The following is a 25,692-nucleotide window of genomic DNA, read 5'->3' on the forward strand; positions in this document are numbered from 1 at the left end:
TGATGTCACGGCAGAACAAGGATCCTGTCAAGCTGCCAGATGCTGAGCATATAGGTCAGCTCGGTCTGGAACTCGGGGCCTTCATCGTAGGGAAACACCACCCAAAGCGGCCCCTTGCTGCGCGCAGACATAGGCTCGCCATTGTGCAGATATGCGACCAATGCTTTGCTTTCAGGAATTTCCGGCACGTTGAACTCAACCAGATATTCGTTGAGCGCGCTCAACTCCAGCAGGCCTTCACTGATCTCGAGTGAATTCACAAGATCGGTCAGCCAAACGCCGTCAAACCGCTGCACCCCTTCGGTCCAAACGGTTTCGGTTTCAAACCCATTGCGCGGCAACGCCATCAGATCGCCCAGCGTCAGAACCTTTTCTGCCTTCTCCGAGCCGTCGTCATAGGTGACAGTGATCACCTCCAACGCAGGTTCCAGCGCCGCCTCATCCGCGGCGACGGCGGATGTGGTCCCAAAAGAGGCTGCAAACACGGCCCCCGCCACTGCCAGCCCTGCTGTCAGATCTTTGAAGTTGTATGTCATTTACCTGACCCTGTATCTTTGGTGTATTCAGATTGAGGAAATTGACACGACCCGTCCATAGCCCTATCCCTCGGTATAGGTGGATTTATCTGCGCGGTGCGATCAAGACCCTGTTTTCTGCGCTGATAATAGTGATGTAATAAATTAACTGACGCACCATTAGGCGTTTTGATGACGGGCTGAGTTTGGAATGACGAGAATCTTGATTGCAGACGATCACGACCTGGTCCGTGAAACCCTGGCAAATTACATCCGCGACATGGGCGAGCTGGAGGTAGATCAAGCCGCCAACCTACAAGAGTCCCTGTCGATGATCGATCGCTCTGGCGCTTATGATCTGGTGCTGCTGGATTACACCATGCCCGGCATGAAGCTGCCTGAGGGCCTGCTGAAAACCATGGACGCCAATGATGACATGCCGGTGGCGATCATTTCCGGCACCGCTTCGCCCGATGTGGCGCGCCGCGCGCTTTCGGCGGGGGCGGCTGGGTTCCTGCCCAAAACCATTGCGCCAGAGACGCTGATTTCCGCCGTCCAACACCTGCTGAAAGGCGGCACCTACACGCCGCAGCATTTTCTGGATTCCGAACCGGGTGCTGAAGGGGATATTCACCTGACCCCACGTGAAATGGACGTGCTGCGCGGCATTTGTGAGGGCAAGGCGAACAAGGAAATCGCCCGCGACCTGGATGTGCAGGAGGTCACCATCAAACTACATGTCAAAACCCTCAGCCGCAAACTGCAGGCGCGCAACCGCACCCATGCGGCAATGATCGCCCGCGACAAGGATCTGGTCTGATCCTCTTTTGGGGCTGATCCATGCCCCTGCCCGCTGGCTACCGCGACCGCCAACTGTCCCCCCGCCTGACCCGCTCGGTCGAGGCCTTCTGGACCCACCGCGCCACCCGTTCCGGCACTTCTCTGGTGTTGCCGGACGGGCGCTGCGACATCATCCTGCGTTACAATGAACTGGACAACACACCGCCGCATCTGGTCCTGACCGGCCCGGCGACACGTGCCTTTGCTGTGCCAGAAAACCCCGGGGACTGCTGGCTGGGCCTGCGCCTGCGGCCCTCTTATGGCCGCCTCCTCTGGGGCGAGAGGGTTGCACAGATGCAGGACAAGACCCTTCGAGGGGCCGAAGCGCAGGTGGTTTTGCCCACGCTGACCCTTCCGTCATCGCCGCAGACACCGCGCCAACTGGCCCGTCTGTTGCAACAGGCGCTGCGCCAACACCTCGGTGAACCAAAGCCCCAGCACCTCACCGAAGCGCTTGATCTCCTGCACCTCACCGGTGGACGGCTGCCAGTCACGACCCTCGCCGATCACCTGTCCCTCAGCCCGCGCCAGCTGCAGCGCCGTTTTGTAAACGCGGTTGGGCTCTCCCCCAAGATCTACGCCCAGTTGATCCAGTTCCACCGCGCCCTGCGGCTGATCCGCAATGCCGGGTTGCCGCTCAGCGCCGCCGGATTTGAGGCGGGCTACAACGATCAAAGCCACATGACCCGTGCCTTCAAACAATTCGGCGGTTTTACACCCGCGGTTCTGCCCCCAAACCTCACCCTGCCCCAGCTGCATGTGGCGATTTCCGATCTCGATGTCTGATTTATCCAAGAGCGCCGAAGCGCAGCCCTGCTAGAACGCCACTATGAAACTTGGACACACCATCATTTACGTCGCCGATGTGCCGCAAACGGTCACATTTTACGAAACCGCCTTTGGCCTCTCCTGCCGCTTCCTGCATGACAGTCAAACCTACGCCGAGATGGAGACCGGCGCCACCGCGCTGGCCTTTGCCGCGCTCGATGCCATTGAGTTGAACGGGCTGGCCGTCACCCCCAACAGCGCCAAATCCCTCGCCGCCGCCTGGGAAATCTGCCTTGTCACGCAGGACGTCGCTGCCGCTTACCAGACCGCGCTCAACGCCGGATGCAGCCCCGTTGTGCCGCCCACGGAAAAACCCTGGGGCCAGACGGTCGCTTACCTACGTGACCTGAACGGCTGCCTGGTCGAACTGGCCACCCCGATCGCTTAACCAAAAGGCGACCCCGCGGGGCCGCCCTTTCATCTTGCCAAAAATACTCCGGAGCGCGAGGCAGCGCCTCGCTCCTTCCCTTCACTTTAGGCGCGGCGACGGCGGCCGCCACCGCGGCGGCCACGGGCGCCTTCACCCGCCTCACCGGCAGGTTTGTTGAACCGGATCCATTCTGCCCCGCCTTCGTCATTGTTGGTGAGGAAGTTGGCCGCGCGGATCGCCTCCATCTCTTTGCCCGCACGCGGCTTGGTCGACCCAAGGCCAAACATCTGGCAGAACGCCTCATCCTCCATATCGGCGGGCAGGATGATGCCTGCCGCCTCGACTTCGGCCTTTTTCTCCGCCAGTTTCTTCGGCCCAACAGGCAGCGCCACAGGATTCATGATTGCCGAGGTCATGCCGGTCGCCATCGCCATCGGCAGGAAGGCGTTGTTGATGCCATGACGGTTTGGCAAGCCGAAGGAGATGTTGGAGGCGCCGCAGGTGGTGTTCACACCCAGCTCATTGCGCAGACGTTTGTTCAGCTCAAACACCTGCAAACCGGCAGACCCCATGGCCCCCACCGGCATCACCAGCGGATCGACCACGATGTCATAGGCTGGAATGCCGAAATCGGCGGCGCGTTCTACAATCTTCTTGGCCACGGCGAAGCGCACTTCGGGATCTTCAGAAATCCCCGTGTCATCGTTGGAAATCGCCACCACCGGCACGTTGTATTTCTTGACCAGCGGCAGCACCAGCTCCAGCCGCTCCTCTTCACCCGTGACCGAGTTCAGCAACGGGCGGCCTTTGGCGGCGGCAAGGCCAGCTTCCAGCGCGCCGGGCACGGAACTGTCGATGCAGAGCGGGCAATCGGTAACTTCCTGCACCTTTTCGACCAGTTGGCGCATCAGGTCCGGTTCAACAAAGTTGTTGTCGGCGTAGCGCGGGTCTTCGGCCATTTTGTTGGAAAACACTGCGCCCGAGTTGATGTCGAGGATGGTGGCGCCAGCGGCAACCTGCGCCAGGGCATCTGCCTGCACGCGGGAAAAATCGCCCGCTTCCAGTTCCGTGTTCAGGATCTTGCGGCCGGTGGGGTTGATCCGCTCACCAATCACAGTGAAGGGTTGATCGAAACCAATGATCGCGGTCTTGGTCGGGGATTCTACGATGGTGCGCGTCATGGCTCTTCCTTACTGCGACACTGCGGCTTGGGCCGCGAGGTTGGCGGGCACGGCAGCAGCGCCGCCGTTGTCGATCGCCCAATTGGCGTTGGTCTTGATCCCGCCCAGCGGGAAGAAGTGCACATTGGTGATGTTGAAATCAGGGTTGGCCGCTTTGTGTGCCGCTAGTTTGGTCAACACGTCGGTCGGCTCATAGGGCAGCAACAGTTTGGTCACATCCATCGCGCGTTTTTGCAAAACCGACAGGGACGGACCTACGCCACAGGCAATGGCAAACTTGATCAGAGTCTGCAGTTTTGCAGGACCAGCGATGCCAATGTGGATCGGCAGGGTAATGCCCTCTGCGGTCAGGCGGTTGGCCCAATCGATGATCGGATCGGCATCAAAAGCAAACTGGGTGGCCAGCGCGATGGAGGCATCGGTGCGCTCATTAAAAGCCTGTTTCCAGCGCAGCGCCTCCATCACCATTTTGTCGGACCCATCCGGGTCGATGTCTTTGTTGCCCTCAGGGTGGCCCGCCACATGCAGATGGGTGAAGCCCGCCTTGTCAAACAGGCCGGTTTCCATCAGCTGCATGGAGGAGTGGAACTCCCCCACAGGGTTCGCAACACCCCCCGCCAGCAGCAGCGCCTGTTTGACACCGGCCTCGGACTGATAGCGGTTGATCCAGTCTTCCAGCGTGGCGGCATCTTTGATGATCCGCGCCGGGAAATGCGGCATGACGTTGTAGCCGTCATCGCTGAGGCGTGCGGCGGTTTCCACCATGTCCTCAATCGGGGTTCCATCGATATGGGCGATGTAAACCCGGGTGCCTTCGGGCAGCAGATCGCGGAAATTGTCGATCTTGGCGGCGGTGCGCGGCATCACCTCAATCGAATAGCCTTGCAGGAAGGCCTCCATCTGAGGGTTGACCGGTGTTGTCGGGCGCTCCTCCCGTTTGCGGAAATTCAGCAATGCCATCACGGCCTCCCTAATCTGTGTGATATATGGGCTGCGCGGGCTCACCCGCGATCCCACCCCTCATTTGCGATCAGCGCTTTCAGACGTTCCTGATCGTATTCCTGTTCCAGCCGCGCCGCTTCCGCCGCGACAATGTCAGCCGGATCACCGGCCATTTCATAAGGATCCGCCTTGCGCCATTCGGCCAGATAGGCGTCCGTATCTGAGGCACCGATTTTCATCGCGGCACGGTCGATCGCCTGTTCAAAACGTTCGGCCAAAGGCTGTTTGGAGCCACGACGCCCCTTGCCCACAATGACCTGCGCCGGAATATCGCGCCAATATACGATGGTGACGTCAGGCATCTTTCTGCGGTCCTTTCGGTGATTCCTCTGTCTCTCCCTTCCTTGCTTAAACCGCGCCATTTGCGACACGACGCCAAATTTCGACATTCAAAGGCGGCTCTGCGACCTCTGATGAAATTAGCCATGCTGCTTCGCGACGGCTTGCGCCGGAACGGCATTGGCTCTACCTTGGGGGTAACTCGAAATGGAGGGCGTGACTGATGGCGCCCAAGCGTCCCAAAGGTGCGGGCGCATTCCCGAAACCGGTTGAGAGCCCCGCGCCCAAACCGCCAGATCCGGCTGAGCTTTATGCCGCCTTGGATTTGGGGACAAATAGCTGTCGCATGTTGATTGCCCAGCCAAAGGGCAGTCAGTTTCATGTGGTGGACAGTTTTTCCAAGTCGGTGCAACTGGGCGCCGGTCTGGAAAGCACCGGACGGCTGAGCCGTGCCTCCATGGGGCGCACGGTCCAGGCGCTCAGGATCTGTCAGCAGAAGTTGAAGCGCCACAAGGTGCGCCGGATGCGTCTGGTTGCCACCGAGGCCTGCCGTCGTGCTAAAAACTCGCGCGAATTTATCCGGCAGGTGCGGCGCGAAACTGGCCTGCAGCTGGAAATCATCCAGCCCGAGGAAGAAGCCCGCCTTGCCGTGATCTCCTGCGCGCCGCTGGTGTCGACCAAGACCGACCAGTTGCTGGTAGTGGATATTGGGGGCGGCTCAACCGAACTGGTCTGGATTGACCTGACTTCGGTGCCGAAACGCGACCGTCCGCGGGCGATCATGCGGCTGCACTCGGGTTTTCACAACACCGACAACCCCTTCCCCGCCGCCAAGGTGGTGGATTGGATTTCGGTGCCCCTCGGTGTGGCAACCCTGCGCGATCAATTCAGCGATGTGGACGATGACTCCGCCCGTTTTGCGCTGATGAGCTGGTTTTTTGAAGAAAACCTGTCAGAGTTTTCGCCCTACGCCGATGAACAGACCCGCGAAGGGTTCCAGATTGTCGGCACCTCCGGCACCGTAACCACCGTTGCGGCCAGCCATCTGGGGCTGAAACGCTACGATCGCACCAAGGTGGACGGGCTGCGCATGACCTCGGATCAGATCGACAAGGTAATCCGCAATTACCTGTCGCTTGGCCCTCAGGGGCGTCGCCGCGATCCCCGCATCGGGCAAGACCGGCAGGCGCTGATCATGTCCGGCTCCGCCATCCTGCAGGCGCTGCTACGCTGCTGGCCAACGGATCGCCTGTCGGTCGCCGACCGCGGCCTGCGCGAGGGTCTGCTCTATGCACAGATGAGCGCCGATGGGGTGCTGGAAGACGGGCCGTTTTAGCACCTGGATTGGCATCGACGCGCCAAACCGGTTGAAAACGGTCGATTCAGGCGCATTTTGCACCTGAAAGGAGCCAACTGGGCTTGGCTTTTGCACCACATTGCGCCAAACCCGCGCAGATCAATGACAGCAGCCCAATGGGCACATAGGGAAGACGATGGCCAAGAAACCCGGCAAGAAAAAATACGGCGTTGGCAAACCCGGTGCGAACAAGAACACGTCGGGTCGTGGTCAGCGCGACCTGACGGTCAAGGTGAAATCAGCCCGCGGCCGCAAACTGTCCTCGACGCTCTGGCTGCAACGTCAGCTGAACGACCCCTATGTGAAACGGGCGCAGACCGACGGGTATCGTGGTCGCGCCGCCTATAAGATCCTGGAGCTGGACGACAAATACCGTTTCCTCGTGCCCGGCGCACGCGTGGTGGATCTGGGCTGCGCCCCTGGGGGCTGGTGTCAGGTGGCCGTACCGCGCATCAATGCGCTGGGTGAGAAAAAGGGCAAAGCCGTTGGGCGCATTATCGGCGTCGACCTGCAAGAGGTGGAGCCGATTTCCGGCGCCGAGGTCTATCAGTTGGACTTTATGGAAGATGACGCCGACCTGAAGGTCAAAGACTGGCTGGGTGGTCAGGCGGATGTGGTGATGTCGGATATGGCCGCAGCCTCTTCAGGGCATAAACAGACCGACCACCTGCGCATCATTGCCCTGTGCGAAGCAGCCGCCTATTTGGCGTTCGACGTGCTGGACGAAGGCGGCACCTTTGTTGCCAAAGTGCTGGCCGGTGGCGCCGAGGGCGAGTTGCAGAAGCTGCTGAAAACCAAGTTCCAGAAAGTGATGAACGTCAAACCACCAGCCTCACGGGCAGACAGCTCGGAGAAGTTTGTGGTGGCAACAGGGTTCTATGGCAACAAAGGTCCGGATCACGACGACGACCCTGACAATCCGCTGGGGTGATGTGAAGCGGTGGTTCTGGGTGGGGCTTCGCCGCAGACCAAGGTTTTTGGGGGCTTCGCCGCAGACTAAGATTTTGGGGGCTTTGCCCCCGGGCCTACGGCCCTCCCCCAGAGTATTTTTGGCAAGATGAAAGGCGGCCGCGATGGTCGCCTTTTGCATTGCGGAGGGGGGGTCAGAGCGCCGTTTTCTGCCAGCCGGGCGCCGGCAGGATCGAGGCGCTGGCGGCGCGGATCAAACTTTCGGCGGTCATATCCGCAATCGGCGCGTCGCTGTGGCGGCGGCGGCGGTCCTGCAGGTTTTGCTGACGGATCAGTTCAAACAGGCGCATGTGGCGCGGTTGGAAACTTGTAGGGGCAAACTGGAACATGGGTCGTCCTCGTCACTATCTGACAGTCATTAGAACGACCAAATGTGGCGCCATTTCAGCGCGGATGGGTCATTTGCGGGGAGTTTTTATCAATCTCCCCGCAAAACCCGTGATTTAGTTGAGGTCTTTCAGGATCCGGCCGTGTTTGCGCGTGTGGGTCAGCAGATCGCCGAAGGTGGCAATGCCGAGCGCCTCAAGCATCGGGATCAGGCGCACCAAGATTTCCGCCGTGGCGCGTGCATCCCCAATTGCGGTGTGCCGCAAGGCCGTCGGCACCACCACGCCCAACCGTTCACAAAGCGCATCCACCGTGTGGGTTTCGCTGGCCCCAAACACCACCGCCGAGGCCAGAACCGTATCCAGCACCGGATTGGGCCAGTCGATATTGGCGCGTTTGCCGTAGCGGTGCATGAAGGCCATGTCGAAGGGCGCGTTATGGGCCACCAGAACGGTAGAACGGGCAAACTCGTGGAACTCGCGGGTTGCATCCTCGATAGAGGGGGCATTGGCTACCATCTTGTCGGTGATGCCATGCACATTGGTCGAGGTGGCGGGGATCGGGATCAGCGGGTTGACCAGGCTCTCCATCTCCTCACCTTCGACAATCTTGTTGCGCACCACCCGGACCGCGCCGATCTGCACCACTTCGTCTTTGTGCGGCAACAGGCCGGTGGTTTCGGTGTCAAAGACGCAATAGGTCAGCTCGGACAGTTTCAGGTCATCGACCGAGGTGCCGTCCATCTGTTCCAGCAGCTCAAAATCGTAGATCAGCGGGCGTGAGGCATCCGGCGCAATCACCACTTCGGAGCTTTCGATGATGAGCATATAGCCGGTGCCGCTATCGAGCGGTTTCATCCGGATTTCAAAGTTCTGCCGTTTCGCTGATCCAAGCGCGCGGAAGGTGACCTCTTGGCCGGTTTGCATCAGGGTTTCCCAAGCGGCCTCCACCGCTTTGCGGTCAAAGTAGTCAAAAATATCCGAGTTCAGCCGAGGCGCCTGAATTTGCGCCAGAACCGCGGCCGCCTGACCGTCATAGAGCACAATCTGGTGGTTGGAATTCACCAGGATCATCGCCAGTGGAATTTCAGTGAGCAGCTTGGTCAGACGCTCTTTTTCCAGTTCCAGCTTCTGGGTTTTATTGGCAATGGCCCCGGCAGTGTTCATCGAGGCTTCGATCAACTGGCGGGTCACCGCCTCTGCGGCTGGGCCCAGATCGCCAAGGTATTTGGCGGTTTCCATGTCCATATGGTGGTTCACACCAGCATGGGCCCCGGCCCGCATCCGCGCCGCCACCCGTTCCACCGGTTTGGCGACGTTTTCGTCAAACAGCATCCAGATGCCCATGACCATGCCCATGAGGCCAAAGCCGCCAATAATGGCCGCCTGCGAGAAGGCACTGACGAGATCGCCGTCCTGCGCCGCCTCAAATCCAAAATAAAGCGCCGCGCCGAAGATCGTGATCCCGCCCAGCCCGATCAGGGCAAAGAACAGGAAGATCCGCAAGCGCAGGCTGAGGTTGGTCAACATCACGCTGTCCCCTCACATATAATTTGATAAAGACCTTCCTCTTGCGCCAGAGGGGTCCATTTTGCATCTGTCACTTCGCCGTTCTCCCCGAAGGTTACGCCGCCGCCCAGTTGAGCCTGTCTATTGTTGGCGCAGTCAATCAGAACGGGCAAGAGTTGCACCGCGCTCCAGCGTCCAAAAAACGCTACATCCACCATATATTGTCCCTCAAATGCATCATTTTCTCGAATGGATAGGGTGTCCACAGCCATAAAACGGCTGACATACGGAAAAGCATAGGTCCACGGACGATAAATTGCGCGATTGTCTACAGTTTTTGCCACTTTGAACCCATCGGGCAACTGTGCAGAGGTGCGGTCATACCAGCCATATTCGCTGCTGATGGTGGCGGTCAGCATGGCCAGGCCCGCCACAACCGGCACCAGCCAACGCGGCAAGCGGCCCCGCAACACCTTGTTGAGCAGCATGACGCCCCCCGCCGCTGCAATCCCCGCCACAAAGGTTGCGATCAGTTCCAGAAACATATGTCGTCCTCCCTGCCCGCGCGGGTCTGCGCAGGCTGTCTTTGTTCTCTACCAGACCGCGTAGGTCTAGCCAAAATTGTGCCCCAGTGCGGATTGCAGCGATTTGATCACCACAAAGGCGTTGCGCAAATGGCTGCGTTCCAGATCCGACAGTTCTGATGGGGCCATATAGTTGTCTGGCGCCTCGCCGCGCTGAATTTGGCGGGCCTGATGGGCCAGACGGTTTTCTGCGATCAGGTCATAGGCATCCAAGAGATCGCGCGCGCCAGAGGGCGACAGCGCGCCGGTGTTGGCGGCTTCTTTCAGACGGGCGCGCGTGTTCACTGGTTCGATCCGCCCCTGCAGAGCATAGACCCTGCCCAGATCCACCACCGGCACCACGCCGTTGTGCTTCATGTCCAGAGTGTTCTTATGTTCCCCCGACCGGATGGTCGCAAATCCCCGCAGCAGCCCCAGCGGCGGGGTGTGTTTCAGCGAATTGCCGACCATATGGGCCACAAAGATCGAGTTTTCGCTGGCCCGCCCTAGGGTTTCTTCCTGAAGGTTGTCAAACAGGGCCTTGCTGCCACCGATGGGGCGCAGGTCAAACATGACCGAGGCCAGCATCTGCGCCTCAGGGTCCGGCGTTTTGATCCAACGGCTGAAGTAGTCTCGCCAGATCCGCTGCGGCTGACACCATTGCGGGTTGGTCGCCAGCATGTCGCCGGGGCAATAGACATAGCCACAGGTGTTCAGCCCGTCACAGACAAAACCCGCCAGATCGGCGAAATAGCCCATTTGTTCCGCGGTGACATCATCGTGCAGGATCAGGCAATTGTCCTGATCGCTGACGCCGGTTTGTTCCTGCCGTCCCTGCGAACCGCAGGCCAGCCAGAGGTAGGGCACTGGCGGCGGGCCCAGCTTTTCCTCGGCCAGGGCCAGCAGGCGGCGGGTGGCCGTGTCGGCCACATCGGTGATCAGGCGGGTCACCACCTCATGGCGGTTGCCGGCGCCGACCAATTGCACCAGCAGCTGCGGGATGCGGGCGGTCACCTCCGCCATCTCCTCGGCGGTGGCGGCCTGGGCAATCTCGGACACCAGTTCGGCCGAGCTGACAGCCTGAAAACGGGTCAGGTCGGTTTGGCTGACCATCCCCACCAGACGTGGGCCTTCACAGATTGGGATGTGGCTGATCCGGTGTTCCATCATCATATGCAGCACGTCGGACCCAATCGCCGAGGGCGCAAGCGTCAGGGGATCCGGCGTCATGATTTGTGCTACAGGCGTATCAAGCGGCAGCGCTTCGGCCAGGGCTCCCGCCAGGTCACGTACAGAGACAATGCCGCGCAGCGCGTCTTGTTCGGCCACACAGAGCGAAGAAATCCGCCGGTCGCGGATCATCTGGGCGGCGGCCTGAATCGAGATATCCGGCGCGCAGGCCATCGGCGCGCGGGTCATCAGATCCTCCACCTTGGTGGAGGCCAGGTCATGCTTCTTGGCGCGGGTGCGGGACCGGTCAAAGAAACGACGCGCCTGCTCATTCTCCTCCAGAAGGGTCTTGAACGCCGCGGCGGGCAGCAGCAGGCAGGTGGTTTCCTCCACCGCGCGGGCCGAGGTTACGGCAAAGCCATCACGCACCAGTCCTCTTTCGCCAAGCGAATTTCGCACCCCCAAGAGCGACAAAGGCACATCGTTTTCATCGCGCACTTCCACCTGACCCTGGTGGATCACATAGAGCCCTTCCTGCACCTCACCCAGATCATAGATATGCTGCCCCTTGCCGTATTGGCGCAGTTGGAAGGCGTCGATCAGCCGGTCCAGTTCCGCAGCCGTCATCGCGTCATAGGGATGCAGCGAGGTCAGGAAACGATGCAGATCAGGCAGGCGTGCAGGCATTGGGCGGCTCCGGGTCTTGGGGGGCTTCTAACGTAGTCATCGCCCCCAAGCCTATCTGTGGTTGATGCGGCAGACTTTGACGCAAAACAAAAAAATTTACCCCAATCAGGGGTTTGAGACAAAAACATCCCGCCCAGGTGCCTGGGCGGGATGCAGGGATGAACAGGGCGCGGAGGGAGGGTGCGCCCGGTTCACGGGGATCAGTGATCCTGTGCAGCACCAGCACCACGGGGGATGCGGACGCTTTCGACCAGATCTTTGATCTCTTCCGGGGTCTCCTTGGTCATGCCGGCAACAACGTAGGCAACACCAAAGTTGATGACCGCGCCGATGACACCAAAGGAGGTGGACTTCACGGTGCCCAGCAGCGGATCAGCGTCGGTGAAGCTGTTCGTGCCGGGAATGAAGAGCCAACCCTTGTGCAGGAAGATGTAGATCAGAGTGACCGAGATACCTGCGATCATGCCCGCAACTGCACCGGTGTTGTTAATCTTCTTGGAGAAGATGCCCATCATCAGTGCCGGGAAGATCGAGGCCGCAGCCAGACCAAAGGCCAGTGCCACGGTTTGTGCCGCAAAGCCCGGAGGATTGAGACCCAGGTAGGTCGCCACCAGGATGGCCACGGCCATTGCGATACGCGCCGACAGAAGCTCGCCTTTTTCCGAGATGTTCGGGTTGATCGAGCCTTTGATCAGGTCGTGCGATACCGCCGAGGAAATCGCCAGCAACAGACCCGCAGCGGTCGACAGAGCGGCCGCCAGACCACCTGCAGCCACCAGACCGATGACCCAACCCGGCAGGTTGGCAATCTCGGGGTTGGCCAGAACCAGAATGTCACGGTTGAACTTGGTCAGCTCGTTCCCGGTCCAGCCTTTGTCAGCGGCAACCGCCTGCAGATCAGCAGATTTGTCGTTGTAATACTGGATCTTGCCATCGCCGTTCTTGTCTTCCCAAGCCAGCAGGCCGGTTTTTTCCCAGGTCGACATCCAAGCATACTGCGGATCGGTTTCGATCTGCTCGACGCTGACAGCTTCGCCGTTGATGCCACCGTTCGGCCACATCATTTCGGTGATGTTCAGACGCGCCATCGCACCAACAGCCGGAGCGGTCAGATACAGCAGCGCGATGAACACCAGCGTCCAGCCAGCAGACCAACGGGCGTCGGACACTTTGGGCACGGTGAAGAAGCGCATAATGACGTGCGGCAGACCGGCGGTACCGATCATCAGCGACAGTGTGAAAAGAACCATGTTCAGCGTGTCGGCATGGTGGGCGGTATATTCGTTAAAGCCCAGTTCCTTCACAATCGCATCCAGCTTCGCCAAGAGCGGCTCACCCGATGCGGCGTGATCGCCAAACAGACCCAGTGCAGGCACCGGGTTGCCGGTCAGCTGCAGCGAGATGAAGATGGCCGGAATGGTGTAGGCCATGATCAGAACACAGTACTGCGCTACCTGAGTGTAGGTCACACCCTTCATGCCGCCGAACACGGCATAGGCAAACACAACGCCCGCACCGATGAACAGGCCCATTTCGTTGGACACTTCCAGGAAGCGGCCAAAGGCCACGCCCACACCGGTCATCTGACCGATCACATAGGTGGTCGAGGCAACGATCAGACAGACAACGGCCACAACACGGGCGGTCTGGCTGTAGAAACGATCGCCGATGAACTCGGACACAGTGAACTTGCCGAATTTACGCAGGTAAGGTGCAAGCAGCAGAGCCAGCAGAACGTAGCCGCCGGTCCAGCCCATCAGGAAGGACGAGTTGTCATAGCCGGTAAAGGCAATCAGACCCGCCATCGAGATGAAGGAGGCCGCCGACATCCAGTCAGCTGCGGTCGCCATACCGTTGGTCACGGGGTGGACGCCACGGCCCGCCGCGTAGAACTCCGAGGTTGAACCCGCGCGGGCCCAGATTGCGATGCCGATGTAGAGCGCGAAAGACGCGCCAACAAACAGCAGGTTGATAGTAAACTGATCCATGGCGCTTATTCCTCTTCCACGCCGTATTCACGGTCCAGTTTGTTCATGCGCCAGGCGTAGTTAAAGATCAGCGCCAGGAACACGATGATGCTGCCCTGCTGGGCAAACCAGAAGCCCAGATCGGTGCCGCCCACGCTGATACCGGCCAGAGCCGGGCGCAGCAGGATGCCGAAACCGAACGAGACAAGCGCCCAGATAATCAGACTGATGAAAATGATACGCAGGTTGGCAGACCAGTATGTCTGGTCCGAGGCCTGCGCAGCATTTGCTGTTTGTTGATCCGCCATTGCGGGTCCTCCTCTTCCTCCGAAATGGCACCGGGCCCCAACCCGATGCCGGGATGCTTACGACATTGCCCCTTTGACAATGCCCGCAAGTTCTTGTGCGATCACGTCGATTTCGCCCATTGCATCAATGCGTTGCAGGACGTTCTTGCCATCGTAATAGGTGATCAGCGGTGCCGTCTGGGCGTGGTAGGCCTCCAGGCGGGCGCCCACGGTTTCTGCGTTGTCATCGGCGCGACGTTTAAACTCTGTCCCGCCGCAATTGTCACAGATGCCCGCTTGGGCCGGCTGTTTGAAATCGTCGTGATAACCTTCCCCGCAGCCGCCACAGGTGTAGCGACCGGCCACACGGGCCACCATGGCGGCATCGTCCACTTCCAGACTGACAGCCGCGTTGATGCGCTGACGGCTTTCGGACAGCAGGCCGTCCAGCGCCTCGGCCTGAACCGTGGTGCGTGGGAAACCGTCCAGGATAACGCCCTTGGCGCAATCCGGCGCAGCCAGACGGTCCCGCAGGATGGCAATCACAATGGCATCGCTGACCAGACCGCCACTGTCCATCGCGGCTTTGGCCTGCTTGCCTGCCTCGGTCCCCTTGGCCACCGCGTCCCGCAACAGGTCACCGGTGGACAGTTGCACGAGGCCAAACTGCTCTTCCAACTTGCGGGCCTGCGTGCCCTTCCCGGCGCCCGGAGGGCCAAGAAGGATCAGAACCGCAGGGGTGGTTTCAACAGCTACATCCATGGCGCTTACCCCTTATTCATGCGGTTTTTGATGAGGTCATCGACTACCGATGGATCCGCCAACGTCGATGTATCGCCGAGACTGCCATAGTCGTTTTCGGCAATCTTGCGCAGGATGCGGCGCATGATTTTGCCCGACCGGGTTTTCGGCAGACCGGGGGCCCACTGGATCAGATCGGGGCTGGCGATCGGGCCAATCTCGGTCCGCACCCAGGTGCGCAGCTCTTTGTAAAGCGCATCCGAGGGCTCTTCGCCGTTCATCAGGGTCACGTAGCAATAGATGCCCTGCCCCTTGACGTCATGCGGGTAGCCCACCACCGCGGCCTCAGCCACTTTGGCATGAGCGACCAGCGCACTTTCGACCTCTGCCGTGCCCATACGGTGGCCAGAGACGTTGATCACATCGTCCACACGGCCAGTGATCCAGTAATCGCCATCGGCGTCGCGACGGCAGCCATCACCGGCAAAGTAGTAGTCTTTGTAATCGCTGAAGTAGGTCTTCTCGAACCGCTCATGATCGCCCCAAACGGTGCGCATCTGCGCGGGCCAGCTGTCAGCGATACACAGCACGCCTTCGGTCGGCACATCATGGATTTCTTCACCCGACTGCGGGTCCAGAACCACCGGCTTCACACCAAAGAAAGGTTTCATGGCAGCACCCGGCTTGGTCGCATGGGCGCCGGGCAGTGGGGTCATCATGTGACCGCCAGTTTCCGTCTGCCACCAGGTGTCAACGATGGGACAGTTCCCCTTGCCAACATTGTTGTTGTACCAGTTCCAAGCTTCGGGGTTGATCGGCTCACCCACCGACCCCAGCACCTTCAGCGACGACAGGTCGTAGTTTTCAACAAACTCGGTGCCCTGCCCCATCAGCGCGCGGATCGCGGTTGGTGCGGTGTAGAACTGGTTCACCTTGTGCTTTTCGCAAACCGCCCAGAACCGGCCAGCGTCCGGATAGGTGGGAACCCCTTCGAACATCAGCGTGGTCGCGCCATTGGCCAGCGGCCCATAGATGATATAGCTGTGACCGGTGACCCAGCCCACATCCGCAGTACACCAGAAGATGTCACCGTCCTGATAGTCAAAGACATACTCATGGGTCATCGCCGCATAGGCCAGATAGCCGCCCGAGCAATGCACCACACCCTTGGGCTGACCGGTGGAGCCGGAGGTGTAGAGGATGAACAGCGGATCTTCGGCGTTCATCTCGGCCGGACGGCAATAGTCGTCCGCTTCCAGCGCCATTTCATTGTAGTCAAAATCGCGCCCATCGATCCAAGTTGTCTGATCGCCGGTGCGTTTGACCACCAGACATTTCACCGTGTCCTTGGTGTGCAACAGCGCTGCGTCCGCATTGGATTTGAGGGGCGTCTTACGGCCACCACGCGGAGCGCTGTCAGCGGTGATGATGACCTTGGCATCACAACCGTTGATGCGCGCTGCTAGCGCGTCGGGGGAGAAGCCCGCAAAGACAATCGAATGAATGGCGCCGATCCGGGCGCAGGCCAGCATGGCATAGGCCGCCTCGGGGATCATTGGCAGGTAGATGACAACACGGTCCCCTTTGCGCACACCCAGCTCTTCCAACACGTTGGCCATGCGGCACACGCTGGTGTGCAGCTGCTTGTAGGTGATGTGCTGCGCAGCCTCATCGGGGTTGTCAGGTTCAAAGATGATCGCGGTCTGATCGCCACGGGTTTCCAGATGGCGATCGATGCAGTTGGCGGCAACGTTCAGGGTGCCGTCCTCGAACCATTTGATGTCGATCTTGCCCGGCTCGAAGCTGGTGTTCTTCACCTTGGAGTAGGGTTTGATCCAGTCCAGACGTTTGCCATGCTCGCCCCAGAAGGCTTCGGGATCAGCGATCGAGGCGGCGTACATTTCTTCGTATTTCGCGGCATCAATATGCGCGTTCTCAGCGAAACCGGCCGGAATTGCGACAACAGACGGGGTCTGGGTTTCGGTAGCTTGGTCAAGCGACATGCGAGGCTCCTCCCTTGAGCTATGTGACACAGCCGGGTCGGGCCTCCGTTCCCTCCCCGACAAACTGCGCGTTGACGGTGAGAATACGTAAAAATGAAAAGAAATAAATAAGACGCTATTTTTTATACATAATTCTGTAAACAAAATTTCCAGAAGTTATAAATTTTGTAAACAAATCTGATCAAACCGCCGGAAAGCACCACTTTCCAAGGCGCTAGCCTGTCAATTCCCTTGCGGCAGAGCAGCAAAAGATGCCGCAACGGCACCCCGTAGAATTTCGGATATCGCTAACATAACCCCACGCTGTGACAATCCGCCCCAGTTCTGGCACCTCCTGTGCACCCCCACTGTCAGAAGGCAAGCCCAAATGAAGACGGGCAAAACAGGTCAGATAACGAAAAGGTGACCTTAGGTAAGCGAGAAGAGGATTAGCTCACAGCCCCAAGCTGTGCTACCCTAAGTGTTAATTGTTACACCGCGACACAGCGCGACCTCCATCTGATCCCCCCACCGGTGTCTCCTGCCCCAAGGCATGAGTTGCCCCGTAAAGGATGGAAGACATGAACCAGACCCGCACGGCCTCTATTGCTTCCACGATGGAGGAGTTTTCCACCGACTGGAACAAATCTCCGATACGTTGGCACGGCGCCGCTCTCGGCACCGAAGCCTCTGTCACCATCTCGGCCCCTAAACTGGTGGCCGAGGCTGCCCTGAATGATGTAGTGACCCTGCTGGACCGGGTTGAACGGCTGTTCAACCTTTATGATCCCGACTCGGTCCTACGCCAGTTGAACCGCCACAGCGCATTGGACCTGCCGGCGCCCGAGTTTCTGGACCTGTGCCAGCTGACCACCCGCGTACATGTGGCGACCCACGGCAGTTTTGACCCCACCATTCAGCCGCTCTGGCGCAGTCTTGCCACCGGCGAAGACGCCACAGAAGCCCGCAATAAAATCGGCTGGCGCCATGTAGAAATCCGCCAGAACCGGATCGTAATGGTCAAAGGACAACAGCTGAGCTTCAACGGCGTGGCGCAGGGGTTTGCCACGGACCTGGTCACCAAAGCGTTGCGGCAACTGGGGGTGAAAAAGGCGCTGGTCAATATCGGCGAATACCGCGCCATAGGCGGCCCCTTTCAACTGGGATTAACCACCCCGGGGCTGGGCCTGTTGCGTACGGTGACCCTGCAGGACGCAGCCATTTCGCTCAGCCATGCCAGCGCCCAGCAGGTTGGTGGCAGCAGCCATATTCTGGACCCCAAAGCCAACTCCACCCCGCAATGGAGCACGGTTGCCGTTCACGCCAAATCGGCCGCCATCGCCGATGCCTGTTCCACCGCTTTTGCACTGATGTCGCAGGCAGACATCGCGGCCTGCCTGCCAAAATTGTCAGAAATCACCCATGTGACTCTGGTGGATCTGGAGGGGAAGGTCATCGAGCTTCCGTCCGAGTGACCCGCCCCTCGCAATCAGCTTGTCGCCTCAGACAAAGCGGTTCACGTAGTTTTCCAGGATCTCCTGCCGGCCCGAACGGGGCTCTGGGTTGATCCCTTCCGACAGCACCCGCGCTGCGATGGCCTCAAGGTCGCTTGACAGCATGTCCTGCGCCGCATCGCCTTGCCAACCGCTGTAGCGATCCGCCAAAGCCTGCTCCAGTCCGCCATCTTCCAGCATCGCAGCTGCCGCTTTCAAACCCCGTGCACAGATGTCCATCCCGCCCACATGGGCCGCAATCAGATCTTCGGCATCCAAGGACTGACGGCGCAGCTTGGCATCAAAGTTGGTGCCGCCCTGAGTAAAGCCACCCGCCTTCAGAATATGGTAATAACACAGCGCCACTTCGGGCGTGTTGTTGGGGAACTGGTCCGTGTCCCAGCCCGACTGGTAGTCGTTCCGGTTCATGTCGATCGACCCCAACATGCCTTCGGCGGCTGCCGTGGCAATCTCATGCTCGAAGCTGTGACCGGCCAGAATGGCGTGGCCCTGCTCAAGGTTCAGCTTCACCTCATCCTCCAGCCCATATTTGCGCAGGAAGCCAATGCAGGTGGCGGCGTCGAAATCATACTGGTGTTTGGATGGTTCCTGCGGTTTGGGCTCCACCAGGATTTGCCCCTTGAAGCCAATCTTGTGTTTGTACTCGACCACCATGTTCAGGAAGCGGCCCATATGGTCGAGCTCTTGATTGAGGTCCGTGTTCAGCAGCGTCTCATAGCCCTCGCGCCCGCCCCAGAGCACGTAGTTTTCGCCGCCCAGCTTGTGGGTTGCATCCATGCAGGATTTCACCGTTGCCGCCGCAAAGGCAAAGACGTCGGGATCCGGATTGGTCGACGCACCGGACATCCAGCGGCGGTGGCTGAACATATTGGCCGTGCCCCACAGCAGCTTGGTCTTGCTGGTGGTCATTTTCTCACCGATGTAGTCGGTGATCTCATTCAAAGTTGCCAGATTGTCGGCAAAATTACCCTGCTCGGGCCGGATATCGGCGTCATGCCAGCAGAAATAGGGTGCACCCAGTAGATCAAACATCTCAAAGGCAACATCCGCTTTCATCTTGGCACGCCCCATGTCGTCCTGCGGGTGCCAGGGGCGAATAAAGGTCTGGCCACCGAAGGGATCGCCGCCCTCCCAGGCAAAGCTGTGCCAATAAGCAACGGCAAAGCGCAGATGCTCTTCCATCCGTTTACCCAGAACAATCTCATCTGGGTTGTAATGGCGAAACGCCATCGGGTTGGTGCTGTCCGCACCTTCATATTGGACGGCATCAATGCCGTCGAAAAAACCTGTGCTCATAGCATCTTACCTTGTGAATTTCGCGCATCCCGCGCCTTGTGGGATGCGTCTTTTCTATCAAAATGTTAGGCTACGCTGTCCGACATCTCACCGGTTTTCTCACCCGGGTTCTTGCCCAGAATGATCATCGACAGCAGGTCATCATCGGTGACATCTTCGATGTTCACCGTGCCAACCAGTTGCCCGTTTTTCATCACCGAGGCACGATCACACAGCTCCATCACCGCATGGACGTCATGGTCAATCAGGAAGATCCCGATGCCCTCTGCCTTCAGCTGCTGGATCAACTCGGCCACCATCTGGGTTTCATGTGGACCCAGAGCCGCGGTGGGCTCATCCATGATCAGGATTTTGGCGTTGAAATAGACCGCCCGCGCAATAGCCACGGATTGCCGCTGCCCACCCGAAAGCGCCGAAACCGGCTCGGAGAACTTGCGGAAGTTCGGATTGAGCCGCCCCATGATCTTGCGGCAGTCGGCCTCCATCGCGGCGTCATCCACCAGCCCAAAAGGTGTTACCAGTTCACGCCCCAGAAACAGGTTAGAGGCCGCATCAAGATTATCCGCCAGCGCCAGCGTCTGGTAGATCGTCTCAATATTATGGGTGCGAGCATCGCGGGGATTGGTGATTTCCACCTTGTCGCCGTTGATCCGGATCTCACCCGCGTCCATGTGATAGGCACCCGAGAGGATCTTGATCAGCGTCGATTTTCCTGCCCCGTTATGCCCCAAAAGTCCAACAACTTCACCGGGATGCAGGTCAACGCTCACGTGGTCCACCGCTTTGACACCGCCGAAGGCAATAGAGATATCCTTCATTTCCACCAAGGGGGTTGCGCCGGAGGCGCGCAGTTCTTTTGCCGTCGCCATTACTTCGCTCCTACTCTCTTGCGGTAGATGATGTCGATCAGAACCGCTAGCACCAGCACGGTGCCCACAACGATGTTCTGGAACGGCGCGTCAACGCCTACCATCGCCATGCCCGATTGCAGCGCCTGCATGATCAGCGCCCCAAGGATGGCGCCGTGGATGGTGCCAAGACCACCGGACAATGCCGTGCCGCCGATCACCGCCGCCGCAATCACGCGCAGTTCATCTAAGGTCCCGATGTCATTGGAATGGTTCGACAAACGGGCAGAGGCCACAACCGCTGACAAGGCGCAGAGGAACCCCATGAGGGCAAAGATCTTCACCGTCAGCAGGCGGGTGTTGATGCCCGACAGCTCTGCTGCATCCGGGTTGCCGCCAGTGGCAAAGATATAGCGGCCCAGTCGGGTGCGCCGTGCGATCAATGTCATCACCACCGCGACAGCGATCAGGATCAACACCGAGATTGGCAGGCCATAGCCCACTTCCAGCCCTTCCGGCATGGTTTCGCCCCGCGCTTCCATCATGCGTTTCAGCCTGCGGGCGGGGATCAGGTAGGAATTCAGGATCCAGACAAGGCCAAGGATCGCCCCAGAGGTCAGCGCCGCCAGCGTCAGCTCGGCCCAGAGCGGCTTGACCGCGAAGCCATGCCCCTGACGGGACCGGCGCGCCGACCACAGCCCAAACAGCGCCATTGCAGTGGCCAACAGCCCAATAATCCAGCTCCATGTGGTGCCCATCGTGCCGTTGATGCCACCAAAGATCAGGAAGGTTTTGTCAAGCGGACCAATGGTTTGGCCGTCGGTCATATACCAGGCCACATTGCGCCAGACCAGAAAACCGCCAAGGGTCACGATGAAGGCAGGGATGCTCAGGTAGCCGACCATCCAGCCATGAAACGCCCCGATCAACGTGCCCACAAACAGGCCGGCCGCAATGGTGATGGCCCAGGTGGCCGGATGGTTCAGACCAAAGCCCAGCATGTCAGGCAGCACCTGCGTTTGCACCATCGCCATGACAGCGGAACAGGTGGCCAGCAGCGCCCCAACGGAGAGATCGATATGGCGGGTGACGATCACAAAGACCATACCAGAGGCCATGATGGCGACGGAAACAGTCTGGATCGTCAGGTTAAAGATGTTGCGCGGGGTGAGGAACCGCCCGTCTGTCAGCAGGTTGAACCCGATGCACAGGATGATGAAGGCGCCGACCATGCCCAACAGACGGGTGTCCAGTTCCAGCTGTTGGAACAGGGACCGCTTGATCTGGGTCTCTTGGGTTTGGGTCGGCTGCGTGGTGGCGTCGGTCATGACCGAACTCCAATCGTCAGCATTAGAAGGTTGTGGTGAGGGAGGGATACCCCATCTGGGCGGGGCATCCCCAGACCGGTGGGAGACCGATCTTATGAAAGCCTTAGGTCATGGCGTTCATGGTTTTCTTACAGAGACTTACACGTCCCTATTGATGTTTTAGTTACAGGGCGCGGGGCCACCTTCGACACCCTGACACAGGGCTTCTTGGGTGATCCAGCCGGCATCAACCACAACGGACAGGTTGTCCTGCGTGATCGGGTTCGGCGCCAGGAACATCGAGGTCATCACGGTGCCCGCGGGCGAGGTCCAGCTCATCGAGCCTTTGACGTCGCCAAGCATCGCGCCCCCGGCCAGCTGCACGGCAATTTCACCAGCGGCTTTGCCCAGCTCGCGGGCGTCCTTCCAGACCGACACGGTCTGATGACCTTTGGCCACGCGGTTCAGCGCCGCGTGATCGCCGTCCTGACCCGAGACAGGAATGCCTTCCATACCCTGTGCGGTCAGCGCGGCTACAACACCACCAGCGGTGCCGTCATTCGATGCCACAACCGCGTCCACCGCGTTGTCCGCCGAGGTCAGGATCTGCTCCATGTTGCGCTGTGCATTGGCGGGCAGCCAGCCATCGGTGTAGGCCTCGCCGACAATTTTGATGTCACCTGCCGCAATGGCCGCGTCCAGGATCTCTTGCTGACCACCGCGCAGGAAGTCTGCGTTGGGATCGGTGGGTGAGCCTTTGATCATCACGTAGTTGCCCTTGGGCATCGCATCAAACACGGCTTGTGCCTGCAGACGCCCCACTTCGACGTTGTCGAAGGTCAGGTAGAACGCGCGGTCATCTTCGATCAGACGGTCATAGGCGATCACCGGGATGCCTTCGTCGGCTGCGGCCTGCACGGCGGGGCCAATGGCCTGCGCGTCCTGGGCCAGAATGATCAGTGCGTCAACGCCCTGAGCGATCAGGCTTTCCACATCCGACAGCTGCTTGGACGAGGACGACTGTGCATCCGCCGAGATATACTCCGCGCCTCCCGCTTCCAGCGCGCCAACAATGGCGGCTTCATCGGTTTTCCAGCGCTCTTCCTGGAAGTTCGACCAGCTGACGCCAACCGTCAGATCCGCCGCCCAGGCACCCGCGCTGCTGAGCGCCAGAACCGAGGCCAGCGCCACAGATTTCATGAGTTTCATTGTATTTCCTCCCGTTAGTACCCAAACCCCGCTGCCCTCCATGACAGGGGATGTGAATGTGTTTGGTGTCTCTATTATTTTTTTGATTCTCAAATTAAATCAAGTTACAAATGGTAACAACCCTTGCGAGACCTATGCAAAACACTGTAAAAATTGCGTAAATACCGAGGAGATTTGTAACGTGCCACAGGTTGACCGCCCCTCCCACACCGGCGAATTGCGTGAAAGCGGCCGCCAGCAGGTGTTGGAAACGATCCGTTTGCATGGCGAGATTGCCCGCATCGATATTGCCCGCGAAACCGGCGTCAGCCCGGCAACCGTGACCGCGATTTCCTCGGAGCTGTTAGAGGCCGGTTTGATCCGCGAGGTGCAGCCTGAGAACAAGGCGGGCGGTAAACGTGGCCGGCCTCGGGTCTCCCTTGCCTTGAACGGCGCAGCGCACAAGCTGGCCGGCATCAAGGTGGGCCACGATGAGATCACCGTTCTCATCATCGATTTTGAAGGTAAAGAGCTGGTCGAACACGACATGCCCTTGCCCACCCCACGGATGGAGGCAGATGAGCTGTGCCGTGCCATCATGACCGCGCTTGAACAAACCTGCGCCAAGGGTGGTTTTAGCGTGGGCGAAGTGTCCGGGCTGTGTGTCGGGCTTGCGGGGTTGGTCGATGCGCCGCGCAACTTTGTTTACTGGTCCTCCTCACTCACCAGCCGCAACGTCGATCTGGGCGCGCATCTGGGCCAGCATCTGGACTGCGCAATCTTTGTGGAAAACGACGCCAATTTGGTGGCTAAGGCCGAACACCTTTTTGGCAAGGGCCGCGATTTCAGCGATTTCATCGTCATCACCATCGAACATGGTGTGGGCATGGGGATCGTGCTGGATGATCAGATCTACCGGGGCACCCGCGGCTGCGGGGCAGAGTTTGGCCATACCAAGGTGCAGCTCTCCGGTGCGCTCTGCCAATGTGGCCAGCGCGGCTGCCTGGAGGCCTATGTTGGTGATTACGCAATCCTGCGCGAAGCCAGCCTGCTCAGCGATCAGACCCCGCATCAGACCGTGGATTCGCTACATCAGGCGGCCCGACAGGGGGATGAACTGGCCAGTTCGATCTTTGATCGGGCCGGGCGAATGTTTGCGATGGGCCTGGCCAATGTCATCAACATCTTCGACCCCGAGTTGATCATCGTTTCAGGCACCCATAAATCGATGGATTATCTGATCACCGACAAGGTGATCGAGGAAATGCGCCAATCCGTGGTTCAAGTCGACGCGCCATTGCCGGAGGTGATTGAAAACAGCTGGGGCAACCTGATGTGGGCCAAAGGCGCCGCCGCTTACGCGGTGGAACGGGTCAGCGCCCAAACCGTACGGAGGCTGGCCCAAAATGCCGCGTAACCTGACAGGATGGGGTCTGGCGCTTCTCTGCGCCACACCTGCTATGGCAGAGCCGACCCTGCCCGATTTCACCCCACGCCCCCTGCCCAAGCATCACTATACCGGCGGATGGGAACATTTTGTTGGCGGCGGACTGGCGGTGTTTGACTGCAACGGCGACACCCTGCCCGAGCTTTACGCCGCCGGTGGCAGAACACCGGCACAGCTGATGCAAAACCGCACGGACCTTGCCGGGGATCTGCATTTTGAGGCGGACACCCCTGCCGCCCTCGCCCTGACTGGGGTGATCGGCGCCTATCCGTTGGACATCGACAGCGACGGGCTGACCGATCTGATGGTGCTGCGCGATGGCACGGACCAGATCCTGCGCGGCCTGGGCAACTGCCAGTTTGCGACGTTCGACACCCTTGGTTTTGACGGCGGCGGCAGTTGGTCCACCGCGTTTTCGGCCACCTGGGAAGAGGGGCAAACCCTGCCGACGCTGGCCATTGGCACCTACGTGGACCGCAGCAACCCTGAAGGGCCCTTTGGCACCTGTGACGCCACCCTGCTTTATCGACCGCAGGGTGAACACTACGCCGCCCCCACACGGCTGGAACCGGGGTTCTGCGCCCTGTCGATGCTGTTTACAGACTGGGCCCGTCAGGGCCGTGCGGATCTGCGGGTGTCGAACGACCGGCATTACTATGTGCGCGACGGTCAGGAACAGATGTGGGCGATGGAGACCACCCCCCGGCTTTACACCGAGGCAGAGGGCTGGGCACCTTATCACCTATGGGGAATGGGCATCGCCTCGCGCGATTTGACGGGCGATGGTTTTGCCGACGTCATGCTGACCTCAATGGGGGATCAGAAGCTGCAGTATTTTGCAGGCACGCCCGACCAGCCCACTTACAAAGACGCCACCTATGAACGTGGCACCACCGCGCACCGGCCCTACACCGGCGGTGATGGCCGCCCGTCCACCGGCTGGCATGCGGCCTTTGGCGATGTGAACAACGACGGGTTGGAGGATCTGTTCATCGCAAAAGGCAATGTGGAACAGATGCCCGTGGCCGCGATGAAAGACCCCAACAATCTGTTGCTGCAGCAGAGTGACGGCGGTTTCACTGAGGTGGGCGCAACGGTTGGCGTCGCCGGGTTGGAGCGCAGCCGCGGTGCCGCATTGGTGGACCTGAACGGTGATGGCGCTTTGGATCTGGCGGTGGTGAACCGGCGGGCCGAGATGGAGCTTTACCAGAACCGCCCCACAGAAGGGGCCTGGCTGCAAATTGCCCTGATACAAGACGGCTATAACCGCAACGCGGTGGGCGCCCATGTCGAACTGCGTTCCGAGGGTCGGACTTGGGTGCAAGAGGTGACCATCGGCGGCGGTCATGCAGGCGGTGCATTGGGGCCGTTGCATTTTGGGCTGGGATCACTGGAACAAGTGGAATTGCGGGTGATCTGGCCCGATCAAACAGTGTCAGACTGGATCACGGCGGAGACCCGCCAACGATTGGCGGTCTCCGGCCAAAACGCCCTGACCTTCACGCCACTCTAACCGCGC

Annotated in this window: 24 protein-coding genes; 8 read left to right on the forward strand and 16 right to left on the reverse strand. The window is 59.7% G+C overall.

Annotated elements, in window-relative coordinates; translation table 11 throughout:
* Nucleotides 1-5: 5 nt before the first annotated feature.
* Complete coding sequence (locus SIC14_RS17280) at nucleotides 6-536, reverse strand: oxidoreductase (RefSeq protein ID WP_412563150.1); 531 nt, start codon at nucleotides 534-536, stop codon at nucleotides 6-8.
* Nucleotides 537-726: 190 nt separating this feature from the next.
* Between SIC14_RS17280 and SIC14_RS17285 the strand changes: the two genes are divergently transcribed.
* Genes SIC14_RS17285 through SIC14_RS17295 form a run of 3 tightly spaced genes read left to right on the forward strand, consistent with a single transcriptional unit; the run spans nucleotide 727 to nucleotide 2,571 of the window.
* On the forward strand, nucleotides 727-1,335 hold the full coding sequence (locus SIC14_RS17285) for a response regulator (protein WP_412563151.1): 609 nt from the start codon (nucleotides 727-729) through the stop codon (nucleotides 1,333-1,335).
* Nucleotides 1,336-1,355: 20 nt separating this feature from the next.
* Complete coding sequence (locus tag SIC14_RS17290; RefSeq protein WP_412563152.1) at nucleotides 1,356-2,141, forward strand: helix-turn-helix domain-containing protein; 786 nt, start codon at nucleotides 1,356-1,358, stop codon at nucleotides 2,139-2,141.
* Between the two features lie 43 nt (nucleotides 2,142-2,184).
* Complete coding sequence (locus tag SIC14_RS17295) at nucleotides 2,185-2,571, forward strand: VOC family protein (protein WP_412563153.1); 387 nt, start codon at nucleotides 2,185-2,187, stop codon at nucleotides 2,569-2,571.
* A gap of 86 nt (nucleotides 2,572-2,657) precedes the next feature.
* Here SIC14_RS17295 and SIC14_RS17300 read toward each other — a convergent pair whose 3' ends face one another.
* The 3 genes from SIC14_RS17300 to SIC14_RS17310 are packed head-to-tail and all read right to left on the reverse strand — an operon-like array spanning nucleotide 2,658 to nucleotide 5,038.
* Nucleotides 2,658-3,734 carry a dihydropteroate synthase gene (locus SIC14_RS17300; protein WP_412563154.1) on the reverse strand — a complete coding sequence of 359 codons (1,077 nt, stop codon included), beginning with the start codon at nucleotides 3,732-3,734 and terminating at the stop codon, nucleotides 2,658-2,660.
* Between the two features lie 9 nt (nucleotides 3,735-3,743).
* Nucleotides 3,744-4,694 carry a methylenetetrahydrofolate reductase gene (locus SIC14_RS17305; protein ID WP_412563155.1) on the reverse strand — a complete coding sequence of 317 codons (951 nt, stop codon included), beginning with the start codon at nucleotides 4,692-4,694 and terminating at the stop codon, nucleotides 3,744-3,746.
* A gap of 41 nt (nucleotides 4,695-4,735) precedes the next feature.
* Nucleotides 4,736-5,038 carry a virulence factor gene (locus tag SIC14_RS17310; protein WP_412563156.1) on the reverse strand — a complete coding sequence of 101 codons (303 nt, stop codon included), beginning with the start codon at nucleotides 5,036-5,038 and terminating at the stop codon, nucleotides 4,736-4,738.
* Between the two features lie 200 nt (nucleotides 5,039-5,238).
* On the opposite strand from SIC14_RS17310, the gene SIC14_RS17315 reads away from it, so the two are divergent.
* Complete coding sequence (locus SIC14_RS17315; RefSeq protein WP_412563157.1) at nucleotides 5,239-6,351, forward strand: Ppx/GppA phosphatase family protein; 1,113 nt, start codon at nucleotides 5,239-5,241, stop codon at nucleotides 6,349-6,351.
* A gap of 157 nt (nucleotides 6,352-6,508) precedes the next feature.
* The gene (locus SIC14_RS17320) at nucleotides 6,509-7,303 is read left to right on the forward strand and encodes an RlmE family RNA methyltransferase (protein WP_412563158.1); all 795 of its coding nucleotides are present in this window, start codon (nucleotides 6,509-6,511) and stop codon (nucleotides 7,301-7,303) included.
* 172 nt (nucleotides 7,304-7,475) lie between these two features.
* Here the strand turns inward: SIC14_RS17320 and SIC14_RS17325 are convergent, their stop codons facing one another.
* The 8 genes from SIC14_RS17325 to acs all read right to left on the reverse strand — a co-directional run bounded on the left by SIC14_RS17325 (nucleotide 7,476) and on the right by acs (nucleotide 16,594).
* Complete coding sequence (locus SIC14_RS17325; RefSeq protein WP_412563159.1) at nucleotides 7,476-7,670, reverse strand: hypothetical protein; 195 nt, start codon at nucleotides 7,668-7,670, stop codon at nucleotides 7,476-7,478.
* 114 nt (nucleotides 7,671-7,784) lie between these two features.
* A complete protein-coding gene (locus tag SIC14_RS17330) occupies nucleotides 7,785-9,197 on the reverse strand; it encodes an exonuclease domain-containing protein (RefSeq protein WP_412563160.1) in 1,413 nt (470 codons plus the stop codon).
* Complete coding sequence (locus tag SIC14_RS17335) at nucleotides 9,197-9,664, reverse strand: hypothetical protein (RefSeq protein ID WP_412563161.1); 468 nt, start codon at nucleotides 9,662-9,664, stop codon at nucleotides 9,197-9,199. Before SIC14_RS17335 ends, SIC14_RS17330 begins: the two co-directional genes overlap by 1 nt.
* 123 nt (nucleotides 9,665-9,787) lie before the next feature.
* Entirely contained in the window at nucleotides 9,788-11,596 is a 1,809-nt protein-coding gene (locus tag SIC14_RS17340) for a DUF294 nucleotidyltransferase-like domain-containing protein (protein ID WP_412563162.1), read from the reverse strand.
* 200 nt (nucleotides 11,597-11,796) lie between these two features.
* Complete coding sequence (locus SIC14_RS17345; protein ID WP_412563163.1) at nucleotides 11,797-13,584, reverse strand: sodium:solute symporter family protein; 1,788 nt, start codon at nucleotides 13,582-13,584, stop codon at nucleotides 11,797-11,799.
* Nucleotides 13,585-13,589: 5 nt separating this feature from the next.
* Complete coding sequence (locus SIC14_RS17350; RefSeq protein ID WP_412563164.1) at nucleotides 13,590-13,871, reverse strand: DUF4212 domain-containing protein; 282 nt, start codon at nucleotides 13,869-13,871, stop codon at nucleotides 13,590-13,592.
* A 57-nt stretch (nucleotides 13,872-13,928) separates the two neighbouring features.
* Nucleotides 13,929-14,612: an adenylate kinase gene (locus tag SIC14_RS17355; RefSeq protein WP_412563165.1), complete on the reverse strand. Its 684-nt coding sequence runs from the start codon at nucleotides 14,610-14,612 to the stop codon at nucleotides 13,929-13,931.
* 5 nt (nucleotides 14,613-14,617) lie between these two features.
* A complete protein-coding gene (acs, locus tag SIC14_RS17360; protein ID WP_412563166.1) occupies nucleotides 14,618-16,594 on the reverse strand; it encodes an acetate--CoA ligase in 1,977 nt (658 codons plus the stop codon).
* Between the two features lie 560 nt (nucleotides 16,595-17,154).
* Here acs and SIC14_RS17365 point away from each other — a divergent pair.
* A complete protein-coding gene (locus tag SIC14_RS17365; protein ID WP_412563167.1) occupies nucleotides 17,155-18,048 on the forward strand; it encodes an FAD:protein FMN transferase in 894 nt (297 codons plus the stop codon).
* A 27-nt stretch (nucleotides 18,049-18,075) separates the two neighbouring features.
* Here SIC14_RS17365 and xylA read toward each other — a convergent pair whose 3' ends face one another.
* From xylA to xylF, 4 genes are all read right to left on the reverse strand, one after another.
* Complete coding sequence (xylA, locus tag SIC14_RS17370) at nucleotides 18,076-19,383, reverse strand: xylose isomerase (RefSeq protein WP_412563168.1); 1,308 nt, start codon at nucleotides 19,381-19,383, stop codon at nucleotides 18,076-18,078.
* Nucleotides 19,384-19,448: 65 nt separating this feature from the next.
* On the reverse strand, nucleotides 19,449-20,252 hold the full coding sequence (locus SIC14_RS17375; RefSeq protein WP_412563169.1) for an ATP-binding cassette domain-containing protein: 804 nt from the start codon (nucleotides 20,250-20,252) through the stop codon (nucleotides 19,449-19,451).
* Nucleotides 20,252-21,559 carry a sugar ABC transporter permease gene (locus tag SIC14_RS17380; RefSeq protein ID WP_412563170.1) on the reverse strand — a complete coding sequence of 436 codons (1,308 nt, stop codon included), beginning with the start codon at nucleotides 21,557-21,559 and terminating at the stop codon, nucleotides 20,252-20,254. Before SIC14_RS17380 ends, SIC14_RS17375 begins: the two co-directional genes overlap by 1 nt.
* A 159-nt stretch (nucleotides 21,560-21,718) precedes the next feature.
* Entirely contained in the window at nucleotides 21,719-22,738 is a 1,020-nt protein-coding gene (gene xylF / locus SIC14_RS17385) for a D-xylose ABC transporter substrate-binding protein (RefSeq protein WP_412565890.1), read from the reverse strand.
* 190 nt (nucleotides 22,739-22,928) lie between these two features.
* On the opposite strand from xylF, the gene SIC14_RS17390 reads away from it, so the two are divergent.
* Nucleotides 22,929-24,143 (forward strand): ROK family protein, encoded by a 1,215-nt coding sequence (locus tag SIC14_RS17390; RefSeq protein WP_412563171.1) that lies wholly within the window; start codon nucleotides 22,929-22,931, stop codon nucleotides 24,141-24,143.
* Entirely contained in the window at nucleotides 24,133-25,686 is a 1,554-nt protein-coding gene (locus tag SIC14_RS17395; protein WP_412563172.1) for a CRTAC1 family protein, read from the forward strand. The genes SIC14_RS17390 and SIC14_RS17395 overlap by 11 nt, the downstream gene beginning before the upstream one ends.
* Nucleotides 25,687-25,692: the final 6 nt, after the last annotated feature.

The organism is Thalassobius sp. MITS945101, from assembly GCF_047123305.1.
GTDB lineage: Bacteria > Pseudomonadota > Alphaproteobacteria > Rhodobacterales > Rhodobacteraceae > Thalassobius.

What these genes read in the sequence shown, in the direction of transcription:
- SIC14_RS17280 (WP_412563150.1), bottom strand. Translation starts at nt 536, where the DNA reads ATGACATACAACTTCAAAGATCTGACAGCAGGGCTGGCAGTGGCGGGG.
- SIC14_RS17285 (WP_412563151.1), top strand. Translation starts at nt 727, where the DNA reads ATGACGAGAATCTTGATTGCAGACGATCACGACCTGGTCCGTGAAACC.
- SIC14_RS17290 (WP_412563152.1), top strand. Translation starts at nt 1,356, where the DNA reads ATGCCCCTGCCCGCTGGCTACCGCGACCGCCAACTGTCCCCCCGCCTG.
- SIC14_RS17295 (WP_412563153.1), top strand. Translation starts at nt 2,185, where the DNA reads ATGAAACTTGGACACACCATCATTTACGTCGCCGATGTGCCGCAAACG.
- SIC14_RS17300 (WP_412563154.1), bottom strand. Translation starts at nt 3,734, where the DNA reads ATGACGCGCACCATCGTAGAATCCCCGACCAAGACCGCGATCATTGGT.
- SIC14_RS17305 (WP_412563155.1), bottom strand. Translation starts at nt 4,694, where the DNA reads ATGGCATTGCTGAATTTCCGCAAACGGGAGGAGCGCCCGACAACACCG.
- SIC14_RS17310 (WP_412563156.1), bottom strand. Translation starts at nt 5,038, where the DNA reads ATGCCTGACGTCACCATCGTATATTGGCGCGATATTCCGGCGCAGGTC.
- SIC14_RS17315 (WP_412563157.1), top strand. Translation starts at nt 5,239, where the DNA reads ATGGCGCCCAAGCGTCCCAAAGGTGCGGGCGCATTCCCGAAACCGGTT.
- SIC14_RS17320 (WP_412563158.1), top strand. Translation starts at nt 6,509, where the DNA reads ATGGCCAAGAAACCCGGCAAGAAAAAATACGGCGTTGGCAAACCCGGT.
- SIC14_RS17325 (WP_412563159.1), bottom strand. Translation starts at nt 7,670, where the DNA reads ATGTTCCAGTTTGCCCCTACAAGTTTCCAACCGCGCCACATGCGCCTG.
- SIC14_RS17330 (WP_412563160.1), bottom strand. Translation starts at nt 9,197, where the DNA reads ATGTTGACCAACCTCAGCCTGCGCTTGCGGATCTTCCTGTTCTTTGCC.
- SIC14_RS17335 (WP_412563161.1), bottom strand. Translation starts at nt 9,664, where the DNA reads ATGCTGCTCAACAAGGTGTTGCGGGGCCGCTTGCCGCGTTGGCTGGTG.
- SIC14_RS17340 (WP_412563162.1), bottom strand. Translation starts at nt 11,596, where the DNA reads ATGCCTGCACGCCTGCCTGATCTGCATCGTTTCCTGACCTCGCTGCAT.
- SIC14_RS17345 (WP_412563163.1), bottom strand. Translation starts at nt 13,584, where the DNA reads ATGGATCAGTTTACTATCAACCTGCTGTTTGTTGGCGCGTCTTTCGCG.
- SIC14_RS17350 (WP_412563164.1), bottom strand. Translation starts at nt 13,871, where the DNA reads ATGGCGGATCAACAAACAGCAAATGCTGCGCAGGCCTCGGACCAGACA.
- SIC14_RS17355 (WP_412563165.1), bottom strand. Translation starts at nt 14,612, where the DNA reads ATGGATGTAGCTGTTGAAACCACCCCTGCGGTTCTGATCCTTCTTGGC.
- acs (WP_412563166.1), bottom strand. Translation starts at nt 16,594, where the DNA reads ATGTCGCTTGACCAAGCTACCGAAACCCAGACCCCGTCTGTTGTCGCA.
- SIC14_RS17365 (WP_412563167.1), top strand. Translation starts at nt 17,155, where the DNA reads ATGAACCAGACCCGCACGGCCTCTATTGCTTCCACGATGGAGGAGTTT.
- xylA (WP_412563168.1), bottom strand. Translation starts at nt 19,383, where the DNA reads ATGAGCACAGGTTTTTTCGACGGCATTGATGCCGTCCAATATGAAGGT.
- SIC14_RS17375 (WP_412563169.1), bottom strand. Translation starts at nt 20,252, where the DNA reads ATGGCGACGGCAAAAGAACTGCGCGCCTCCGGCGCAACCCCCTTGGTG.
- SIC14_RS17380 (WP_412563170.1), bottom strand. Translation starts at nt 21,559, where the DNA reads ATGACCGACGCCACCACGCAGCCGACCCAAACCCAAGAGACCCAGATC.
- xylF (WP_412565890.1), bottom strand. Translation starts at nt 22,738, where the DNA reads ATGAAATCTGTGGCGCTGGCCTCGGTTCTGGCGCTCAGCAGCGCGGGT.
- SIC14_RS17395 (WP_412563172.1), top strand. Translation starts at nt 24,133, where the DNA reads ATGCCGCGTAACCTGACAGGATGGGGTCTGGCGCTTCTCTGCGCCACA.